Origin of the sequence: Marinobacter confluentis (assembly GCF_004785685.1) — a bacterium.
GTDB lineage: Bacteria > Pseudomonadota > Gammaproteobacteria > Pseudomonadales > Oleiphilaceae > Marinobacter > Marinobacter confluentis.
In genome coordinates this window covers 14,179-33,525 of the sequence record NZ_SRPF01000008.1, presented here as the reverse complement: position 1 = coordinate 33,525, position 19,347 = coordinate 14,179, and the positions used below count along the sequence as shown (strand labels likewise).

The 19,347-nt window shown below is 59.8% G+C and carries 14 protein-coding genes; 5 read left to right on the top strand and 9 right to left on the bottom strand.

Annotation, left to right across the window (positions count from 1 at the left end; all coding sequences use genetic code 11):
* Nucleotides 1-2: 2 nt before the first annotated feature.
* Together E5Q11_RS16865 and moaB are read right to left on the bottom strand one after the other, a co-directional pair.
* On the bottom strand, nt 3-1,217 hold the full coding sequence (locus tag E5Q11_RS16865; RefSeq protein WP_135804622.1) for a molybdopterin molybdotransferase MoeA: 1,215 nt from the start codon (nt 1,215-1,217) through the stop codon (nt 3-5).
* Nucleotides 1,210-1,776: a molybdenum cofactor biosynthesis protein B gene (gene moaB, locus E5Q11_RS16860; protein ID WP_135804621.1), complete on the bottom strand. Its 567-nt coding sequence runs from the start codon at nt 1,774-1,776 to the stop codon at nt 1,210-1,212. Before moaB ends, E5Q11_RS16865 begins: the two co-directional genes overlap by 8 nt.
* 361 nt (nt 1,777-2,137) lie before the next feature.
* Between moaB and rho the strand changes: the two genes are divergently transcribed.
* The 3 genes from rho (at nt 2,138) to E5Q11_RS16845 (ending at nt 6,393) form a co-directional block, all read left to right on the top strand.
* Nucleotides 2,138-3,400 carry a transcription termination factor Rho gene (gene rho, locus E5Q11_RS16855; protein ID WP_135804620.1) on the top strand — a complete coding sequence of 421 codons (1,263 nt, stop codon included), beginning with the start codon at nt 2,138-2,140 and terminating at the stop codon, nt 3,398-3,400.
* A gap of 499 nt (nt 3,401-3,899) precedes the next feature.
* A complete protein-coding gene (ubiD, locus tag E5Q11_RS16850) occupies nt 3,900-5,387 on the top strand; it encodes a 4-hydroxy-3-polyprenylbenzoate decarboxylase (RefSeq protein ID WP_135804619.1) in 1,488 nt (495 codons plus the stop codon).
* 1 nt (nt 5,388) lies between these two features.
* Nucleotides 5,389-6,393, top strand: coding sequence for a 2Fe-2S iron-sulfur cluster-binding protein (locus E5Q11_RS16845; RefSeq protein WP_135804618.1), 1,005 nt, complete (start codon nt 5,389-5,391; stop codon nt 6,391-6,393).
* Here the strand turns inward: E5Q11_RS16845 and E5Q11_RS16840 are convergent.
* From E5Q11_RS16840 to E5Q11_RS16815, 6 genes are all read right to left on the bottom strand, one after another.
* Nucleotides 6,390-7,628: a heme biosynthesis HemY N-terminal domain-containing protein gene (locus E5Q11_RS16840; protein WP_135804617.1), complete on the bottom strand. Its 1,239-nt coding sequence runs from the start codon at nt 7,626-7,628 to the stop codon at nt 6,390-6,392. The two genes, E5Q11_RS16845 and E5Q11_RS16840, sit on opposite strands and share 4 nt — an antisense overlap.
* Nucleotides 7,625-8,743 carry a uroporphyrinogen-III C-methyltransferase gene (locus E5Q11_RS16835; RefSeq protein WP_135804616.1) on the bottom strand — a complete coding sequence of 373 codons (1,119 nt, stop codon included), beginning with the start codon at nt 8,741-8,743 and terminating at the stop codon, nt 7,625-7,627. The genes E5Q11_RS16840 and E5Q11_RS16835 overlap by 4 nt, the downstream gene beginning before the upstream one ends.
* A gap of 2 nt (nt 8,744-8,745) precedes the next feature.
* Nucleotides 8,746-9,552 (bottom strand): uroporphyrinogen-III synthase, encoded by an 807-nt coding sequence (locus tag E5Q11_RS16830; RefSeq protein WP_135804615.1) that lies wholly within the window; start codon nt 9,550-9,552, stop codon nt 8,746-8,748.
* Nucleotides 9,533-10,474: a hydroxymethylbilane synthase gene (hemC, locus tag E5Q11_RS16825; protein WP_135804614.1), complete on the bottom strand. Its 942-nt coding sequence runs from the start codon at nt 10,472-10,474 to the stop codon at nt 9,533-9,535. The genes E5Q11_RS16830 and hemC overlap by 20 nt, the downstream gene beginning before the upstream one ends.
* A gap of 80 nt (nt 10,475-10,554) precedes the next feature.
* On the bottom strand, nt 10,555-11,313 hold the full coding sequence (locus tag E5Q11_RS16820) for a LytR/AlgR family response regulator transcription factor (protein ID WP_135804613.1): 759 nt from the start codon (nt 11,311-11,313) through the stop codon (nt 10,555-10,557).
* 8 nt (nt 11,314-11,321) lie between these two features.
* Nucleotides 11,322-12,392, bottom strand: coding sequence for a sensor histidine kinase (locus E5Q11_RS16815; protein WP_191964491.1), 1,071 nt, complete (start codon nt 12,390-12,392; stop codon nt 11,322-11,324).
* Nucleotides 12,393-12,471: 79 nt separating this feature from the next.
* On the opposite strand from E5Q11_RS16815, the gene argH reads away from it, so the two are divergent.
* Complete coding sequence (argH, locus tag E5Q11_RS16810; RefSeq protein WP_135804611.1) at nt 12,472-13,878, top strand: argininosuccinate lyase; 1,407 nt, start codon at nt 12,472-12,474, stop codon at nt 13,876-13,878.
* On the opposite strand, the gene E5Q11_RS16805 is transcribed toward argH, so the two are convergent.
* A complete protein-coding gene (locus E5Q11_RS16805; RefSeq protein WP_135804610.1) occupies nt 13,875-16,319 on the bottom strand; it encodes an EAL domain-containing protein in 2,445 nt (814 codons plus the stop codon). The genes argH and E5Q11_RS16805 overlap by 4 nt on opposite strands.
* Before the next feature lie 155 nt (nt 16,320-16,474).
* Between E5Q11_RS16805 and E5Q11_RS16800 the strand changes: the two genes are divergently transcribed.
* On the top strand, nt 16,475-19,336 hold the full coding sequence (locus E5Q11_RS16800; RefSeq protein WP_135804609.1) for a class I adenylate cyclase: 2,862 nt from the start codon (nt 16,475-16,477) through the stop codon (nt 19,334-19,336).
* The last annotated feature ends 11 nt before the right edge of the window (nt 19,337-19,347 follow it).

Below are 19,347 nucleotides of genomic sequence, written 5' to 3'. Positions count from 1 at the left end.
TGTTACCTCAACAGTTCTTCAAACGATAAATAGGTGACCAGATCGCCCGGTTCAAGGGTGGTATTCTCGGGCACAACCGCAAGGCCGTCTGCCCAGCAGGCTGAACTGAGTAGGCCAGAACCCTGATTGGGGTGGGCCTCCAGAACGGGCCTTTCTTCCACTTTGGCACGGCGTACCCGCAGAAATTCCCGGCGTATCGACGTTTTTTCAACCGGAAAATTGACCGCCACGCGGTCACCGGTGATATTCGGGTCGTTTCGCCCCTGCAGGTGTCTGATCAGCGGCATACCTACCATCAGGAAAGTGGCCAGAACAGATCCCGGGTTGCCGGGGAGCCCCAGCACGGGAGTGCCGCTGATTTTACCAAATGCCAGCGGCTTGCCTGGTTTAATGGCCAGTCGCCAGAGCGACAGCGAACCCATTTCTTCCATAACAGCCCGAACGTGGTCTTCTTCACCGACTGAAACGCCACCGGTGGTGATCATCAGATCAGCGCCACTGGCTGCGCGTTGAAGCGCGTCGCGGGTGGATTCCCGAACATCCTTGAGGGTGTCGCTGGTAACCAGTTCGCAGCCGGCTTCGGCAAGCAGGCCGGCCAGCATGAATCGGTTGCTGTTGTAGATCTGGCCCGGCCCCAGAGCCTGGCCCGGACTGACCAGCTCATCACCGGTGCTGAAGAACGCGACTTTCAGTCGTGGCCGAACGCTGAGGTGCGCATGACCGATAGAAGCCAGCAGTCCCATTTCCTGGGGGCGGATTCGAGTGCCTGCCGGCAGGGCCAGGGCGCCCTGGGCCAGGTCCTGGCCCCTGCGTCGGATGTTCTGTCCAAGGGTCACGGCGCTGGTCACTGAGAGGCTGCCGTTTTCCAGCTGGGTGTTTTCCTGCATCACGACGGAGTCGGCACCTTCGGGGATTTCCGAGCCGGTAAAGATCCGGGCTGCAGTGCCCGGGGTCAGGGCAGAGGGTGCCGCGCCCGCCGGTATCCGGTTGGAAATCGCGATAGGTGTGCCGTCAGCGAGGTCAGCCAGGCGCAGCGCGTAGCCATCCACGGCGCTGTTATCGGCAGGCGGAACATCCGCCGGCACCCGGTAATCCTCGGCCAGCACCCGGCCGAGGGAGTCTGCCAGGTCTATGGTTTCCGAAGCATCGGGTACCGGAACCTGTCCCAGTATCTGTTCGAGTGCATCTTCCAGGCGGGTCAGCGGTTTATCAGCCATGGGCGCCTATCCTCTGGTGCAGCCGCTCCAACGGCTTGTCGGGCTTACCCAACACCAGTGCCGAGAAGTTACAGGGCTGGTGGCGGCTGTCCAGCTGATCGCGCAGGATGCCGTTCCATCCTGTACGGCAGGCGCCGGTCGAGCCGGGCAGGCAGAAAATCACCGTGTGGTTCGCAAGTCCGCCAAACGCCCGGGACTGAACCGTTGAAGACCGGATCTCCAGGGCGGACTGACGGCGGAACTCTTCGCCGAAACCTTCGATAGCCTTGTCCAGAAGCGGCATGATCGCTTCCGGTGTGCTGTCGCGTTCATGGAAACCTGTGCCACCGGTGATCAGCACGACGTGAACCTGGGGGTCGGCGGTCCAGCCGGCGACCAGCGCGCGGATCAGGTAAACGTCGTCGGGCAGTATCCGGCGGGCAACCAGCTTGTGCCCGGCTTCAATAACGCTGTTCTCAAGGAACAGTCCGGAGGTATCTTCTGCCTCGCCGCGACTGTCCGATACGGTCAGCAGCGCAATGTTCAGGGGCTTGAGATCAACGGTGGCGTCACTACTCATGGTTGTACTCCAGAAACAGCATCAGGGTCAGGACAATTATAGGGGTAGTATCGTGTTCGCTGTCGGCAAATGGAAGGGGAGTAACCCTTCGGAGGGACACAGTCGGATAGCATTAAACCGCAAATTGGTCCAAAAGTGCGCAACTTCACTTGACATTGATGCTGAAGGTGGCTGATGATCCTCCTTGCCCGGCGAACGGTTGTTCTTCCTGTCTCTGGCTTCAGTACTTTCCGGATTCTATCTCCACCGGTTGCTCCATCTGGCCAGCACCTAGTTCAAACGTGTACCCGAACAATATGCTCGCGGGCATTCCTGTCATTCCAATGATCGCTTACTTCCATTCCTGAAAATCTAATAACCTATGAATCTTACTGAACTCAAGCAGAATTCCATGCCCGAATTGCTCGAAATTGCGCAAGAGATGGGCCTCGATAACCTGGCTCGTTCGCGCAAGCAGGATGTGATCTTCACCATTCTGAAGAAGCATGCCAAGAGCGGTGAAGACATCTACGGTGACGGCGTACTGGAAATTCTGCAGGACGGCTTCGGCTTTCTGCGTTCCGCCGACGCGTCATACCTGGCCGGGCCGGACGACATATACGTCTCCCCCAGCCAGATCCGCCGGTTCAACCTTCGCACCGGTGACACAGTTGCTGGCAAGATCCGGCCGCCAAAAGACGGCGAGCGCTATTTTGCGCTGCTGAAGGTTAACGAGATCAACTTCGACAAACCGGATAACGCCCGCAACAAGATCCTGTTTGAGAACCTGACACCTCTGTTCCCGGACGAGCGCCTGATGCTCGAAGCCGGTAACGGCAGTACCGAAGATCTTTCTTCAAGGGTGTTGGACCTGGTCGCGCCCATCGGCAAGGGCCAGCGTGGTCTGATCGTTTCCCCACCCAAGGCCGGTAAGACGCTGCTGATGCAGAGCATCGCCCAGTCCATTACCCGCAACAATCCGGAGTGCCATGTGATGGTGCTGCTGATTGACGAGCGCCCGGAAGAAGTCACCGAGATGCAGCGGACCGTTCGCGGTGAGGTCATTGCCTCGACCTTCGACGAGCCGCCGGCCCGTCACGTTCAGGTCGCGGAAATGGTCATCGAGAAGGCCAAGCGTCTGGTCGAGCACAAGAAAGACGTGGTAATCCTGCTGGATTCCATCACCCGTCTGGCCCGTGCCTACAACACCGTTATCCCCTCATCCGGCAAGGTGCTGACCGGTGGTGTGGACGCCCACGCCCTGGAAAAGCCAAAGCGTTTCTTTGGTGCTGCCCGTAACGTGGAAGAGGGCGGAAGCCTGACTATCCTGGCGACAGCGCTGGTGAACACCGGGTCCAAGATGGACGAGGTGATCTACGAAGAATTCAAGGGCACCGGCAACATGGAGATCCACCTGGATCGCAAGATTGCCGAGAAGCGTGTCTATCCGGCCCTGAACATCCGCAGCTCCGGCACGCGTCGAGAAGATCTGCTGATGAGCGAGGCGGATATCCAGCGCATCTGGATTCTGCGCAAGCTGTTGCACTCCATGGAAGACGACACGGCGTCCATTGAGTTTCTGCTGGACAAGCTCCGGGAAACCAAGACCAACGACGAATTCTTCCAGTCTATGAAGCGTCGTTAGGTCTCAGCACTGGGTGTGAGCCTCCATTGCGCATCGGGTTCAGGGAGTAGGGCAAAGCCGGGGAGAGCATCCCCGGACACGCCGTAAACCCATCCATGGGGGCTCGGCATTGCCATCCCTGGCAATGCACGGTCCGGGGATGCTCTCCCCGGCTTCGCCAATCTGAATTCTTTCGCGCATCTTAATATTTCAAAGCCTGTTGTCTGATTTCGGATTCGTCCGGGTGAATCTGTTAGGTTAAGCAATATATTCTGCTGATCCGATTCTCCGGGCGCATCGTTATTGTCGGTTCAAGCGTTCTTTGCGCTTTTTCTGTTTGCAGCAGACTCGTGGCTGGTGAACGGGGTGGTGGCTGCCTTTTCCCAGACCGTGCATTGCCATGGATGGCAATGCCGAGCCCCCATGGATGGGTTCACGGCGTGTCTGGGAAAAGGCAGCCACCATCCTGTTCCTGCACCGAAGTTATCCTGCAACCAGGTTAAACAAACCGGAGCCAGAGATGAAATACAACGACCTGAGAGACTTCATAGACCAGCTTGAAAAGCTGGGCGAACTGAAGCGGATTTCAGTGGAAGTTGATCCCCATCTGGAAATGACCGAAATCTGCGACCGCACTCTGCGGGCAGGTGGGCCTGCGTTGTTGTTTGAGAATCCCAAAGGTTACGACATGCCCGTGCTGGCCAACCTGTTTGGCACCCCCAAGCGGGTCGCCATGGGCATGGGGCATGATAACGTGACTGCGCTGCGGGACATTGGCAAGCTGTTGGCGTTTCTGAAAGAGCCGGATCCGCCCAAGGGCTTCAAGGACGCCATCGAGAAATTCCCGATCTTCCGCAAGGTCATGAAAATGAGCCCCAAGGTGCTGCGTTCAGCCCCTTGCCAGGAAGTGGTTTACAACAAAGACCAGGTGGATCTGTACAAGATTCCCGTCCAGCACTGCTGGCCGGGGGACGCCGGGCCATTGGTGACCTGGCCACTGGTGATCACCCGTGGGCCTCATAAAGAGCGGCAGAATTTAGGTATCTATCGGCAGCAGTTGATCGGTCGCAACCGGCTGATCATGCGCTGGCTCAGCCACCGTGGTGGCGCGCTGGATTTTCAGGAGTTCCAGCGACAGAACCCTGGCCAGCCCTATCCCGTCGCTGTGGCCCTGGGCGCCGACCCTGCGACGATTCTGGGTGCGGTGACGCCGGTGCCGGACACCCTGTCTGAATATGCTTTTGCGGGCCTGCTTCGCGGCAGTCGCACCGAACTGGTCCAGTGCGAGTTGAGTGATCTGCAGGTGCCTGCCAGTGCCGAAATCGTGCTGGAAGGGTTTATCTATCCGGACGACATGGCGCCGGAAGGGCCCTTTGGGGATCACACGGGTTACTACAACGAAGTGGACCATTTCCCGGTGTTCACCGTGGAACGGGTCACCCATCGTCGCAACCCCATCTACCACAGCACCTATACTGGCCGTCCACCGGATGAGCCGGCGATTCTGGGCGTGGCGCTGAACGAAGTCTTTATCCCGATCCTGCAGAAGCAGTTTCCGGAGATTGTCGATTTCTACCTGCCGCCAGAGGGCTGTTCCTACCGCATGGCAGTGGTCACCATGAAGAAGCAGTATCCGGGCCATGCCAAGCGTGTGATGATGGGCGTATGGTCCTTCCTGCGGCAGTTCATGTACACCAAGTTTGTGATCGTGACCGACGACGATGTGGATGCCCGTAACTGGGAAGATGTGATCTGGGCCATGACCACACGGATGGACCCAAGCCGGGATACCACGCTGGTGGAAAACACGCCTATCGATTACCTGGATTTTGCCTCGCCGGTGTCTGGCCTGGGTTCGAAAATGGGCATGGACGCCACCAGCAAGTGGCCCGGCGAAACCGACCGGGAGTGGGGCACCGCCATTGCCATGTCTGAAGACGTAAAGCACCGGGTGGATGAAATGTGGCACCGATTGGGCCTTGATCTTTCGCCCGGGCGCCCCGAGTGATATGTCGGGTGATGCGTTACGTATCACCATCGCCCCGGCAGGGCTTTCCTGTATCGTAGCAGGGCAGGAAACGCTGCTGAGCGCTGCAACCCGTGCTGGAATTGCGGTTCCGGCCGCCTGCCGCAACGGGGTTTGCGAGCTTTGCGAAGCGCGCCTGCTCAGCGGTCGGGCATTGAATACCCGCAATCAACAAAACATTCCCGTCACCGGGCGCCTGATGATGTGCCGCACCATCGCGCTCAGTGACCTTGAACTGGAGACAGAGGCCGTTATGGCATCCGGACAGAATCAGCCCCGTAAGTTCCAGGCGAAAGTGGTGGACGTTCGCTCCATCAGCCACGATGTCTATCGGGTAGAGCTGCAACTGCCCCGTCGCCGGGAGCTGTCATTCCATGCCGGGCAATACCTTTCGGTCAACCTTCCGGACACCGACCCCTGTTATTTTTCCATTGCCAGCGGCCCCTCGGAGGAGCTGATCGAGCTGCACATTCAGGCCACCCCGGAATGGGTATCGGCACAGAAAGTGATTGATGCGCTTACCTCCGGCGGCGAGGTAACTGTGGAAATGCCTCACGGCCGGGCCTGCCTGGCGTCAGTGCCGGAAAAGCCGCTGCTGTTGGTGGCTGCCGGTACCGGTTTCGCCCAGATGAAAAGCCTGGTGGATTATCTTCAGGAAACCACCTACGACAAGCCTGTTCGCCTGTACTGGGGCGTGCGTCGTCATGAGGATATGTACCTGAAATCCCTGGCCCAGCAGTGGCAGGACGAATGGGCTCCGTTCACCTTCAAGCAGGTGGTGGGCGACGACGAAGACAACGACTGGTCCGGCCACCACGATCAGTTGGTGCGCACGGTGCTGATGTCGGGAACCGACTGGAAGAACGTGGAAGTACACGCCAGCGGGTCGCCCACCATGGTCTACACCCTGATGGACGCGCTGATCGAAGCTGGATTGCCCCAGGAAGCTTTCTTTTCGGATGTACTGGAATACGCGCCCAGGGACTAGGCCTTGGGCATCGGCAGATCCGGCAAGCCACTGTCCTTGACCAGGCCCTGCATCAACAGCTTCACACTGTTCTCACCCTCGCCCATATGGGCATTCAGGCGGCTCAGCTCGGCCATGGTCTCGCGGCTGCGGCGCAGCTTGAGGCTGGTTTCAAAGTATTCCCGGGCCTTGCCCCAGAGTTCATTCCGCAGGCTCAACCGACCCAGAGCCAGCAGCAATTCAGCGTTGTTGGGCCGGTCTTTCAGCCATTGTTCAGCCAATAGCAATTGCTCGTCCGGCTTTGGCCCCTTGACCCGGCCATAGAGATTGACCAGCTCATCGCTCCAGTGGTTACGCAACACCTTGCGAAGCAGTGTTTCGGACTGCTCCTCGTCACCCAGTTCGGCCAGCAGGCGCGCATATTCGCGGATGGTGTGCTCATCACGGCGCAGGAATCCCGGCAGTTCGTCCCACAGGCGGGTCAGGGGTTCCAGGCTGGGTGTCGGGGAATCCGCCTGGCGGCGGCAGTCTTCTGCGGCGCGCTGCAGCAGGTTCTGCCAGACCAGCCGTTCCAGGTTGCCCTGCTCGTCGGAATCGATCAGGTTGCGCTTGCGGATTTCTGGCAGCAGGCGGGAAAGCTCTCGCCAATCCTCAAGCTTTACATAGGCATTTTTCAGCAGCTTGAGCACGAACGGATGGTGGGGCGCCTGCTTGCGGAGCCGCAGCAGCGTTGCCAGAGCCTGCTCCTGGCGGTTACCCGCCAGTTGCAGTTGCGCCTGGGTAATCCCCACGGCCATATCAGAGCCCGGCGTGCTCTCGTAGGCTCGGCGCAGCAAATCGTCCACGGCTTCATGGTCGCCGGTTTCAAAGGACGCCTGGGCCGCCGCCAGATAGTTGATCAGGGGCGTGTCCGCATGGCCAGCAGAGGATTCCAGCAGCTTGCGGGCCCGGGGCCAGTTGCCCTCGGCCAACGCCAGCAGGCCCTGGGTTGTGCGGCGCCGGGCACGTTTTTCGTTGCCCCTTGCGAGCCAGCCGGCCACCATGCCAGAACCCTGCTGCAACCGGCGGAACAGGCCCAAGGTAATCATCAGCACCGCAATAAACAGAATCAGTATAGCCAGACCGATCCAGAAGTTGGTCTCGATCAGGGTACTGCCCAGACTGATGCGGATGTAGCCAAGATCGTATTGCAGCCCCAGCGCCAGGCCAGTGCCAATCAGCAGGGCAACAAGAATGATCAGCAACAGGCGGATCATGCGTCATCTCCCCGGTTGTCGTCGGGTTCCTCGCCGTCACTGTTCAGGCGGCCTGCAAGCCTGGCCTTGAGCAACTGCAGCGAACGGCTGATGTCAGGCAACTCGGGATCGATATTCTGTTCTGCCATTTCCTTGAGTGTTTCCGAGAGCGCAATGATCTTCGGGTTGGTGCTGTCATACCAGGTGTCGATAGCCTGGCTGGCCTTGGTCAGCGAACGGGAATACAGCTCCTGGTGCCCCTGCAGCACGGCGAGCTCTGCTTCTTCCAGCATCAGTTGCAGGTTGAGACGGGCGTAGGCGCTCTGCTCGGGTGACAGCAGTGGCTTTACCGGTTCATCCAGGCGGCGAACCACCACGACCTGGGAAAGCGTGGACCTGGTGTTATTCCAGGCCTCTTCCCACCAGTTGCTGAGCCCGGTGGCTTCCGTGTCGGCATTATCATCCCGGGACTGCGCCAGGGTGCTTTCCATCCGGTCGCTGGCCAGAGCGTTGTCGGTCAGTTGCTGAATGTTTTCAATGGCCGCTTCCAGGGTCAGGTAAAGGCCGGTGCGGTCCACGTCAGTCAGACTCTTCAGGGTCAGTATCTCCCTGGCCAGTTGCTGGCGAACCGGATAAACGCCGATGTCGTCGGATTCGTTCAGAACCTCATCGGCGGACTCAAGGGCGGCCAGGGCACCGCGGATGTCCTTTTCAATCAGCAGGCGCTGGTTGGCAATACGAAGCAGGTATTCAGCTTCGGCCAGCAGCCAGTCGGTCCGGGTGCGGTTGCCGGCTTCCAGCAGTTCCCGGGCATTGTGGTCAATCTGCCTTTGCTGGGTGGCAATCAGTTCCCGTTGGTCTGCCAGCTTGTCTTCCAGTGCCTGCAGTCGCTGGCTGCGCTGGTTGCCGGTGTCGCTGTAGAGTCTGTCCAGCTGCGCAGTTTCCTGTTTCAGGTTGTTCAGGGCCTGTTGCATGGCCAGGGTGTTGTGCCACTGCTGCCAGCTCCATAAACCCAGGGCGACGGCGGCCAGAAAGGCAAGTGCCGCCAGTATCCAGAGTGGCCACAGGCGCTGGCGGGTAGCAGGCTTGTGATTGATGGTGGCAGGCAGTTGGGCATTTGATTCAGTCACGGGCATCCTTACTTGGTATTTCCGGAGCTTACGTCAGGGCGGGCCAGCTGCTGGGCAACGGCCGCCACGATGGCGCTGTCGGCAAGGCTTTCTGGAACGCAGGTCCGCTTTATGCCGGCCTTGTGGGCCTGGTCGGCAATACGCTCAACCGGCACCACCATTAAACAATGTTCAAGATTATGGCCGGTATTGTTACTGAGTGAAATGAGATTGTTCAATGTTTCTCCTGACAGTGTGACCACAACCTCAGGGTCAAAGCCGCTGATGGCGCCTTCAAGGGTTGCTTGATCATGATCCGGGGCGAAACGGCGGTAAAGCGGCAGCAGGGTAACGTTTGCACCCCTGTCGGTCAGGGTTTCTGGCAACAGGTCCCGGCCCTGCTCACCTCTTACAATCAGCACTTTTTCGTGGTTCAGCTGGGCCAGCTCTGGCAGCGCCAGCAATGCTTCGCTGGTGTGCCCGTCAATCGGCTGGCGGGTGTTCAGTCCATAGGCCGACAGCACGGCGGCGGTTCCTGCACCTACCCCATACCAGAGAATGCCGCTGGGCGTCTGGGGCCACCAGGTGTCCAGCCAGTCAACGAGCAGGCCTGCGGCATAAGGGCTGACGGCAATCACATGACTGAACTGGTCGATATCCAGAATCCGGGTGCGGATGGACGGGTCATCGGTGATGGGTTCCCGTTCCAGCATGGGCAGTACGCGAACCTCCGCCCCGGCGTTTCTGAACGCTTCAGCCAGTCGTTCGGCTTCGGGGCGTGGACGACAGATCAATACCCGTCGGCGTTCCAATGATTCAAGTGGGGGTGTGGCCATAGATCTCGGCAAGCACTTTGTCTGCGCCCATGGCAAGCAGGTCTTCGGCGAGTTTCCGGCCCAGTTGCTCCCCTTCCTTGCGGTGGGCACGACCTTCTACCCGGAACACCTGGCTGCCGTCGACCGCACCGACCAGACCCCTCAGCCAGAGCATGTCGTTCTCTTCCAGTAGCGCGTAGGCGGCGATAGGTACCTGGCATCCGCCTTCCAGGCGACGATTCAGCGCCCGTTCGGCCTTGACCCGATCAGAAGAGTCGACGTGGTCCAGTTGTGCCAGCATGGCGATCAGTTCCTCGTCATTCAGGCGGCACTCGATGCCCAGTGCGCCCTGGCCAACTGCGGGCAGGGAAATGGTGTCCGGCATGCTGTAGCGGATACGGTCATGGAAGCCGAGGCGTTTAAGCCCGGAACTTGCCAGTACGATGGCCTGATAGTCGCCGTTATCCAGCTTCGCCAGGCGGGTGTTAACGTTGCCACGCAGGGTGCGGATTTCCAGATCCGGCCGGTAGGCCCGAAGCTGGGCCTCCCGGCGCAGACTGGCGGTGCCGACAATGGCGCCGTGGGGCAGGGCGTCGACGTTATCGAAATCGTTGCTGACGAAAGCGTCGGTGGGGTCTTCGCGCTCACAGATGGCCACCAGGCCCAGACCCTCGGGAAACTCCATCGGCACATCCTTCATTGAGTGCACCGCCAGGTCGGCGCGGCCGTCCATCATGGCTTCTTCAAGTTCTTTGACGAACAGTCCCTTGCCGCCGATCTTGGACAGGGGAACATCCAGAATCTTGTCGCCCTGGGTCTTGATCTTGATCAGCTCAACAGTAACGCCGTCATTGAGGCGTTCCAGCTCGGCTTTGATGAATTCTGCCTGCCACAGGGCCAGTGCACTGCTGCGGGTTGCTATGCGAAGGGTTCTGTTTGCCATGTTGCCGATTGCCGCGTTTTGAAAAATGTCTGCCAAGGGTACTCTTTGTCACGCCGTTTGTGGAGTCGGCGCCAAATACTTCAGGGCCCGCCTGCCTGTTCTTCCAGCCATTGCCGGACCTGACTTGTATGTCGGCGGCTGACTGGAAGCTGGCGGTTGCCCCCGCTCAGTTCAACCGCATGCTGGCCGTCCCGCTGACGAATCAGCCCGCGGATGTAGCGGGTGCCCACAAGGCTCTGTCGATGGATTCGCAGGAAATGTCGTGGGTAGGTATTTTCAAGCTCTTTCAGGGTGTAGTCGGTGACCGTTTCACCGCCAGTATGGTGCAGGGTGACGTATTTGTGGTCGGCCTCGCAGTGCACGATGGCGCTCAGGTCAATCAGCTCGGTGCCGCGATGGGTGCGCACGGCAAGCTGCTCGCCATTCTGGTCCCCGAGCTGGTTCAGGCTCTGTAACTGAACCCGGTTGACGCGCCCCGCCCGGTTCAGGGCATCGGCGAGCGCTTCGCGTCTGACCGGCTTGAGCAGATAGGCGATGGCATGGACATCGAACGCCTGCATGGCGTAGTGATCGTAGGCGGTGCAGAAAATCAGCGCAGGTGGCGCAGCCAGCCGGGCCATGCGCTCTGCCACTTCCATGCCGTCCATGCCCGGCATGCGGATGTCCAGCAACAACAGGTCCGGGCTCAGTTCTGCTATCTGGGTCAGTACCTGGTTACCGTCGGCTGCTTCGCCGCAAACGTGGTAACCGGGCAGGGCCTCCACCAGGCGCCTGATGCGTTCCCTTGCCAGGGGTTCGTCGTCCGCAATCATTACACTGCGGCTGTCTGTTTCCGGCATAAGCCGATTTACCTTCTGCCAGCGGGGTTTCTTCGGTCGCCTGTTTTCTGCCAGGGCAGGCGCATGGTGACAGTATAGATATCATTCTGCTGGCTGTGTTTCAGTACCGCCGGTTCGCCGAACAGGGCCTGAAGGCGTGACTGGATATTGGCCAGGGCCATACGGTTGCCTTCGTGGGTGCGCTGGTCCTGGGCCGGGCGGGGATTTTGCACCAACAGGTACACGAAACTGTTTTTGCGATAGACCTCGATTCGCACGGTGCCGCCATCCGGGCGCGGCTGAATGCCGTGGTAGATGGCATTTTCAACCAGTGGCTGAAGCGTGAGCGGCGGAATCGCCTGTTGCTCTAGCCCCTCTTCAATCTGCCATTCCAGAGCCAGCCTTTGCCCGAGGCGCAATTGTTCGATCGCGAGGTAGCGGCGGCACAGGTCCACCTCGGTGGACAGGGGGATAAGCCGATCATCGTCACGGAGGCTGGCGCGGAACAGTTCGGACAGATCCAGAACCGCATCCTCTGCGCGTTCAGGATTGACGCTGATCAGGCTGGCAATGGTGTTCATGCTGTTGAACAGGAAGTGGGGGTGAATCCGCGCCTGCAGAGCGGTCAGCCGGGCCTGCATTTCGGCCTCCTGCTGCTGCTGCCACTGAAACTGAAGATAGAAATAGCGCAATACCATCAGCGTGATCAGAAGGGATAACAGCAGATTCTTGGCCACCGCCTGCCACGGCCTTTCCCCCTGGGTCGGGTTGATCACGCTGTCGGCGAACAGACTGAAGGCGAGCACATCCAGCAGAACGATGATAACCACGGCGCCGGTTGCCATCGCTATTGTCTGGCGGGCAAGCCAGCCTCGCAGCAGACAGATAGCGGCGGCGCTGGTCAGCAGCGTCCATTGAACAAATAGCGATAGCAGGCCGAAATAATTCCATTCGATCCAGCGCTCGTCGGCCTGGACCACCGCCAGAACCAGCGCCAGCAGTTCGCCGGTGACCACCAGCATGAACACGGCACGCACCCGGCACAGGTCCGGTATGTAAAAATCGTTCCCGCGCAATGCTATAATCCCCGCTCGTTTCATTGATGACCTCTTATCACCATTTATTACCCCCGACCACCCCGGCAGAATGATGCCGGGCTGTCAGCAGGAAAGATAGACCATGACCGATCAGAGCATTACCGATCAGAACACCAGCGCCGAAAAGCCCTGGGGAGGCCGATTCACGGAACCCACCGATGCCTTTGTCGAGCGTTTTACCGCGTCCGTGGGTTTTGATCAGCGCCTCTACCATCATGACATCACCGGCTCCATTGCCCATGCCACCATGCTGGCGGAGGTGGGCGTGCTGACAGCGCAAGAGCGGGACACCATCATTGAAGGCCTCAAGGGTGTGAAAGCAGACATCGAGGCTGGGCGGTTTGAATGGTCTGTCAGCCTGGAAGACGTTCACATGAATATCGAGGCCAAGCTGACCGAGCGCATTGGTATCACCGGCAAGAAGCTTCACACTGGCCGCAGCCGTAACGATCAGGTCGCAACGGATATTCGCCTTTACCTGCGCGATGAAATCGACGTGATTGCCGCCGAACTGAACCGCCTGCAAAGCGGCCTGCTGGATCTGGCAGAGCGCGAAGCCGCCACCATCATGCCCGGCTTTACCCACCTTCAGACCGCCCAGCCAGTAACCTTCGGGCATCATCTGCTGGCCTGGTACGAAATGCTGGTGCGCGATGCGGATCGCCTGCAGGACTGCCGCAAGCGGGTGAACGTCATGCCCCTGGGCGCGGCCGCACTGGCCGGTACCACCTATCCCATTGATCGCAGCATCACTGCAAAGCTGCTGGGCTTTGACCGCCCCAGCGAAAACTCCCTGGACTCGGTGAGCGACCGGGACTTTGCCATCGAGTTCTGCGGCTTTGCCGCCCTGCTGATGACTCATCTGTCCCGCTTCAGCGAGGAACTGGTGCTCTGGACCTCGGCGCAGTTTGATTTTATCGACCTGCCGGACCGTTTCTGCACCGGTTCGTCGATCATGCCGCAGAAGAAGAATCCGGATGTGCCCGAGCTGGTGCGTGGCAAGACCGGCCGGGTGAATGGCCACCTGATCAGCCTGTTGACCCTGATGAAAAGCCAGCCGCTGGCCTACAACAAGGACAATCAGGAAGACAAGGAACCGCTGTTTGATACCGTGGATACGGTCAAGGGCTGTCTGAAGGCCTATGCCGACATGATTCCGGCGATCGAGGCGAAAGCGGACAACATGCGGGTGGCGGCCAAGCGCGGCTTCTCCACTGCCACTGATCTGGCCGACTACCTGGTCAAGAAAGGCGTCGCCTTCCGTGATGCCCACGAAATAGTCGGCAAGGCCGTGGGCTTTGGTGTGGCCGAGGGCCGCGACCTCTCCGAAATGACCACGGAAGAGCTGGCCAGGTTCTCGGATGTCATTGGTGAGGACGTGTTTGACGTGCTGACCCTGGATGGCTCAGTGCAGGCGCGGGACCACCTGGGCGGCACCGCGCCAAATCAGGTCCGTGCCGCCGTGGCCCGCGCCCGCAAGGGGCGCTAGCCGCCTATGTTGCCCGTGCTCAGCTGAACTTCAGCCGGCTTCAGCTCGTCCAGCGGGCGGGGCCGGCTCAGTCGGAAGCCCTGGCCGTAGTGAACGCCAAGGGTTCTGACTTTCCTCAGCGCATCGTCGCTCTCGATAAAGGTGGCCACGGTGGTCTTGCCGGCGGCCTCGGCAATCCTGTGCAGGGCCTCCACCATCACCTGCTGCACCGGGTCGTCGTTCAGGTGCTCCATGATTTTTTGGTCAAGCTTGATGATGTCCACCGGCAGGCGGGCCGCAAGACCATAGCTCTCAACGGACGCCCCAGCGCCCTCAAGAGCGACTCGGCAGCCGACTCCGTGAAGAGTGTCGCACAGCACGGCTACTTCGTCCGGGTACTGGGTGGCGTGGGCCTCACGAATCTCGAAGCAGAAGACATCCGGTGCGTAGGCGGATTCCCTCAGAGTGGCGGCGACGAAATCTGCGAACCGGTCGTCCAGCACGCTGGCCAGTGACAGATTGAACCCGCAGTATTTTAGCCGTGGTTCCAGGAGCCGCTGGCGACCGAGCCAGGCCAGGGTCTGGCGTATCACATGGCGGTCGAGGCGTTTGGACAGGTCAAAGCGTTCGGCAATCGGCAGGAACTGGTCTGGTTGCAGTGCCGGTTCGCCTTCCGTTTCACCCGGTAGTCGCGCCAGAATTTCAATGTGGTCGCCCCAGGTCACGCTGGCAACCGGTTTCATGGTCTGGTACTCCAGAATCAGTGCGTTCTGGTCGAGCGCATAGTGAATGCGTTCAAGCAGGCGGTTGGTGGTGCTTTCATCCATATCCTGCTTTAACGCCGGGGCGGCATGAATCCGGTTTCTTCCGGAGGTTTTGGCGGTGTGGCACAGGTCGGCGGCCTGGGTCAGCAGCTGTTCCGGGTCTGATGGGGTGTTGCCGCCCATGAACAGCAGGCCGCCACTGGCAGTGGTCTGCAGCTGGCGGTCCTGCCAGCTGAATATGAAATTGCGGATCAGCTCCAGAATTTCATCGGCAATCTTGCGGGCCCGGGCTTCCGGGCAGTTTTCGATCAACAGGGCGAAGGTATTGCCTGACAGCCGGGCGAGGGCGTCCCGCTGGCGTACTTTCACGCCCAGATTGCTGGCCAGTTCGCGCAGGTAACGATCCGCCACGCCGTGCCCGGCGATATCATTGAAGCTCTCAAAGCTGTCCAGGTCGAGATACAGCAGGCTGTCCGCCCCATCGCGGCGGGCTTTCTGCTGAAGGGATCGTCTGAGCCTTGAAAGAAAAGTCTTGCGGTTGATCAGCCCGGTTGTGGGGTCATGCTGCAGGCGGTGGTCACCGCTGCTTGCATTGTGGACCCGGTGGCTGATGTCCCGGGCAACCTGAACCGCGCCAGTGACCTCGCCGTTGGCGCCGATCAGTCGTTGGTAGTGGATTTCATACAGCGGCAGACGCTCTTCTTTTTCCGTCAGCGGCAGTTCGACAACATAGCTGTCGCGCTCGAAAGCTCTCTGCCACAGGCGCTCGCTCAGCCTGCGTTCGTTGGGGAAATCCGCGAGCAGTACGCTGAGGTTGTCACCGGGTTTCGGCGTCTTTTGGAAGATCTTTTCAAAGGCTTTCTCAAACGGCTGGTTGAAGCGCAGGAAGTTCAGGTTTTTATCCACGGCAACAATCAGGTCTTCGGTCGCGCTCATGGTAGCCGACAACAATTTTTCCGCCTGCTGGCGGTCCAGCACCCTGTGGTATTCGTGGGTCTGATCGACCATGGTGCCGACTAGCCGCTGGATGCGGTCGCCGGACTTCAGGGCGCGGCCTGTCAGCTTCACCTGGCGGACATTCTGGCGTGCCGTGGTCAGGGTGACCGGAATCGAGAATGACTGGGCGGTGCGGATACAGCGCCGGGTCAGGGCGCGAATCCGGCTCTGGCTTTCCTGGCAATAAAACATGGCCTGATCCGGGGTGATCTGGCTTCCAGGGCGCAGTTCCAGCAGTTGATACATGCCGTCAGACCAGGTCACATCGTTGCTGGCGATATCCAGCTCCCAGGTGCCAAACCCGGCGGAGTTCTCGGCCAGGCGCATTAGCCGGAGGTCAATTGGTGCGTTGCCGCGCTGTGAGATCCGCGCTTCGTTCAATGAATCGGCATCGTTGGTCTGGGTGCTCAGACCCAGTGCCGCGGTGAAGAAGAAGCCCTCCTTGTGCCGGAAAGTGATGAGCACGGACTCGCCGTTTTCCAGTTTCTGGCGATGGGTCGGCGCAAAAGGGTCATCCTGCCGCGCTGCCAGAATCCGGTGTACCGTCTCGCCTTCCAGTTCACTGCTATCGTAGCCCAGTACGCTGTCGCAGTGACTGTCGACGGCAAGGATTTCGCCATCATCGTTTACCCGAATCAGGGTGCACCGCTCGCTGCCCGGTCGATGGTCGGAGGGGGTGCGACGGATAAAAAACTCTTTCACGGTAGAAATGCCTCAGCCAGGTCTGCCACGGGACAGGTGGGGTATGTCACCTGCGTGCCGCTTTTATTTTTTTGTCGGTTTTGCCACGATTCGGTCATCATACTCATAATAACAAACGAAAGAACCGCCCCAAGAACCTCTCCGCCGGAGCCAAAGTGACCGCCCAGACTGCCCCGATAGCCCTGGATTTTGATGAAGGGATCGATCGCAAGACGCTTCGCAGGTTGCGGGACCGGTTCATGGGTGTGAATCGCCAGCGCTGGGAGCGGGCCCGTTCCGCGCTCACCTATCGGCAGCAGATGGTACTGGAAATCCTGCCGCTGGTTTTTCATATCAATCACCCGTCTCTCCCCGGATATACCGATGCCAGCTGCCCCTACGGACTGAGTCATTACCGGCCAACGGATGAGGTGCTCAATACCGCCCGCCGACTGGCCAGAACCTTTGCGTTGAAGGACGAAGGCCGTCGCCGGCCGGACCTGGAGGCGCTGTTCCTGATGGGTAGCCCGGGTACTCTGGGCCACTCGGTGGCCAGCGATCTTGATATCTGGCTCTGCCACCGGCCCGATCTGAATGACAGTGGCGTCGCCTGCCTGGAGCGCAAAGCTACCCGGCTGGGCGAGTGGGCCCGAAGCCTGGGAGTAGAGCTTCATGTATTTGTCTTCAGCGCTGACGAGTTCCGTGAGGGGCGCCAGCGTGCGGAAGTAACCGGTGAGAACTGTGGCAGCGCCCAACACTTTCTGCTGCTTGATGAATTCTACCGCACGGGTATTCATCTCGGTGGCCGTTATCCTTTGTGGTGGCTGATCCCGGCGGAGGAAGAAAGCCGCTATCAGCAGCGGGTCCAGCAACTGGTCGATTGCCGGTTTATCCGTGCCGACGAGTACATTGATTTTGGTGCTGTCACCTCAATTCCCCGGGCGGAATTCCTCGGGGCAGGGGTGTGGCAGCTATACAAGGGCATTGATGCGCCCTGGAAAACCATTCTCAAACTGCTGCTGGTCGAATGTTATGCACTGGGCGAAGACCGGCCTTTGCTGTCAAAAGTCTTCAAGCAGGCGGTGTTTTCCGGCGTCACCGATGCCAATCGTCTTGATCCCTATCTGCTGCTGTATGAGCGGCTGGAACAGTGGTTGACCGAGAACCAGGCGAGTGAACGGCTGAGCCTGGTGCGCCAGAGCCTGTACCTGAAATCAGGGCTGCCCCTGACCCGTATGGACGCTGGCAGTGGTGACTGGCGGGTCACTTTACTGACCTCACTTGTCGCCCAGTGGCAATGGCCCCTGGACGATATGCGCAGCCTGGATGATCGGGCGGCCTGGCGGGCCGAGAACGTGATATCGCTGCGCCGCCAGGTTGTGTCCGAACTGACCCACAGTTACCGCCTGCTGTCTCAGTTGGCCCGGGAAGAGGGCATCAAGGCGTCGATCAGCCATCACGACATGAACCTGTTGGGGCGGAAGCTCTATGCTGCGTTTCAGCGAAAGGCCGGGAAGATCGAACTGATCAATCCTGGGTTGGCGCCATCACTGGCGGAAGAGAATCTGTCATTTCACCATCAATCGGAGCAGGGCGACGGTTCCGCACTGGACGGCTGGCTGCTGTTCCGCGACCTTGAAGACCCGTCCGACGCATTCTGGCAGCCGGTCATCAGGCGCTCCGGTAACCTGACCGAATTGATGGTGTGGTGCTACTGTAACGGCCTGCTGACCCGGAGTACGCGGCTCAACGTGCGCGGTGGCAGCAGCAATGCCTCTGTGGCCGAGCTTCGCGACATGCTGGATGCCCTGGCGCTCTGTCTGCCGATGCCGGTTGCACCGGTTTCCAGGGAGGCCCTGTCCCAGGGGGTCCGGCCCCTGAGCCACCTGCTGTTTGTGAACGTCGGCATCGATCCCCAGGCTCACCTGACCGAGCGCGGGCTGCACAAGCTCAGTGCCCGGCACGACTCCCTGGGGTTCAGTGGCGGCCGGGAAAACCTGGTGATTACCATTGATCAGGTTACCTACAACAGTTGGCATGAAGTCAGTCTTCAGCACTACGCCGCCGGTGATACGCTGATCCAGTGCCTTAAAAACATCCTGGCCTCGGCGGCGGCCGCGCCGGGTCAGTTGCCGGATATTCAGGTGCACTGCCACAGTTCGGGCCATGGTGCGGCCATTGCCCGGCGGGTTCAGGAGCTGTTCAGCGATGTGATGCGTGCCTTCTTCGCCGGCGACAACGGCCCTCATCCGCTTCGCTACGTGATTGAAATGGACCGGCGGTATTTTCTGCTCAGCTTCAACGGTACCGAGCCCGGGTTCATTGCCGCGGACAGCAAGGCGGCGCTGCTGGACTGCCTGGCCCGACCGCTGGAAGGGTATCTGCCAGTGTTGTTCGATCAATACGCCATGACCGACGATCCCCAGCTTAAAGCGGTTTGTCATGCCACCGAACCCGGCAGTGTCCAGGTGTTCTACCGCATCAACGGCAAAACCGCACAGGTCTGGGCGGTGGATGAGCTGGGCGGGGTCTTCTCGTGGCAGCAACCCTTCAGCTCGAGGCGCTACCTGCTGGTGCCGCTGCTGCGATTCCTCGAGAACCTGCTGGAGCGAAAACAGCTCAGGCAACTGGAAGCCTTTGCCGGGCCTACCGCGACCCGATGCTATGAGCTGGTTCTGATCGACGGCCAGTGGCGCGCCGAAGCCCGGCCTGATGCCACTCGACAGGGCGTATCCCTGGCCGGGCTGGAAGTTCAGGCGGTGGGTGTGCAGGAAGGTGATGTGCGGGTGCGGTTCGATATTTTCTGCGCCGACCAGGAGTTCACGGTGCAGGAATACGGCGACCAGCTGATCCCCGCTGTCGCCCACTATATCCGGTCGATGAGGGCGGGCCAGGATGCTTACCCCGTGTACCTGACCGATGTGCATCTTCCCCATGACCTGGACCCGCAGGTCTACCAGCAGGATATCCAGACCATCCAGTACCTGTATTATCGGACTGTGCTCGAGGAATCCCTTAATCGCTACCTGGCGGATTGAACCGTCAGGGC

Excerpts from the sequence above, each read along its gene's own strand:
- E5Q11_RS16865 (WP_135804622.1), bottom strand. The coding sequence starts at position 1,217 with ATGGCTGATAAACCGCTGACCCGCCTGGAAGATGCACTCGAACAGATA.
- moaB (WP_135804621.1), bottom strand. The coding sequence starts at position 1,776 with ATGAGTAGTGACGCCACCGTTGATCTCAAGCCCCTGAACATTGCGCTG.
- rho (WP_135804620.1), top strand. The coding sequence starts at position 2,138 with ATGAATCTTACTGAACTCAAGCAGAATTCCATGCCCGAATTGCTCGAA.
- ubiD (WP_135804619.1), top strand. The coding sequence starts at position 3,900 with ATGAAATACAACGACCTGAGAGACTTCATAGACCAGCTTGAAAAGCTG.
- E5Q11_RS16845 (WP_135804618.1), top strand. The coding sequence starts at position 5,389 with ATGTCGGGTGATGCGTTACGTATCACCATCGCCCCGGCAGGGCTTTCC.
- E5Q11_RS16840 (WP_135804617.1), bottom strand. The coding sequence starts at position 7,628 with ATGATCCGCCTGTTGCTGATCATTCTTGTTGCCCTGCTGATTGGCACT.
- E5Q11_RS16835 (WP_135804616.1), bottom strand. The coding sequence starts at position 8,743 with ATGCCCGTGACTGAATCAAATGCCCAACTGCCTGCCACCATCAATCAC.
- E5Q11_RS16830 (WP_135804615.1), bottom strand. The coding sequence starts at position 9,552 with ATGGCCACACCCCCACTTGAATCATTGGAACGCCGACGGGTATTGATC.
- hemC (WP_135804614.1), bottom strand. The coding sequence starts at position 10,474 with ATGGCAAACAGAACCCTTCGCATAGCAACCCGCAGCAGTGCACTGGCC.
- E5Q11_RS16820 (WP_135804613.1), bottom strand. The coding sequence starts at position 11,313 with ATGCCGGAAACAGACAGCCGCAGTGTAATGATTGCGGACGACGAACCC.
- E5Q11_RS16815 (WP_191964491.1), bottom strand. The coding sequence starts at position 12,392 with ATGAAACGAGCGGGGATTATAGCATTGCGCGGGAACGATTTTTACATA.
- argH (WP_135804611.1), top strand. The coding sequence starts at position 12,472 with ATGACCGATCAGAGCATTACCGATCAGAACACCAGCGCCGAAAAGCCC.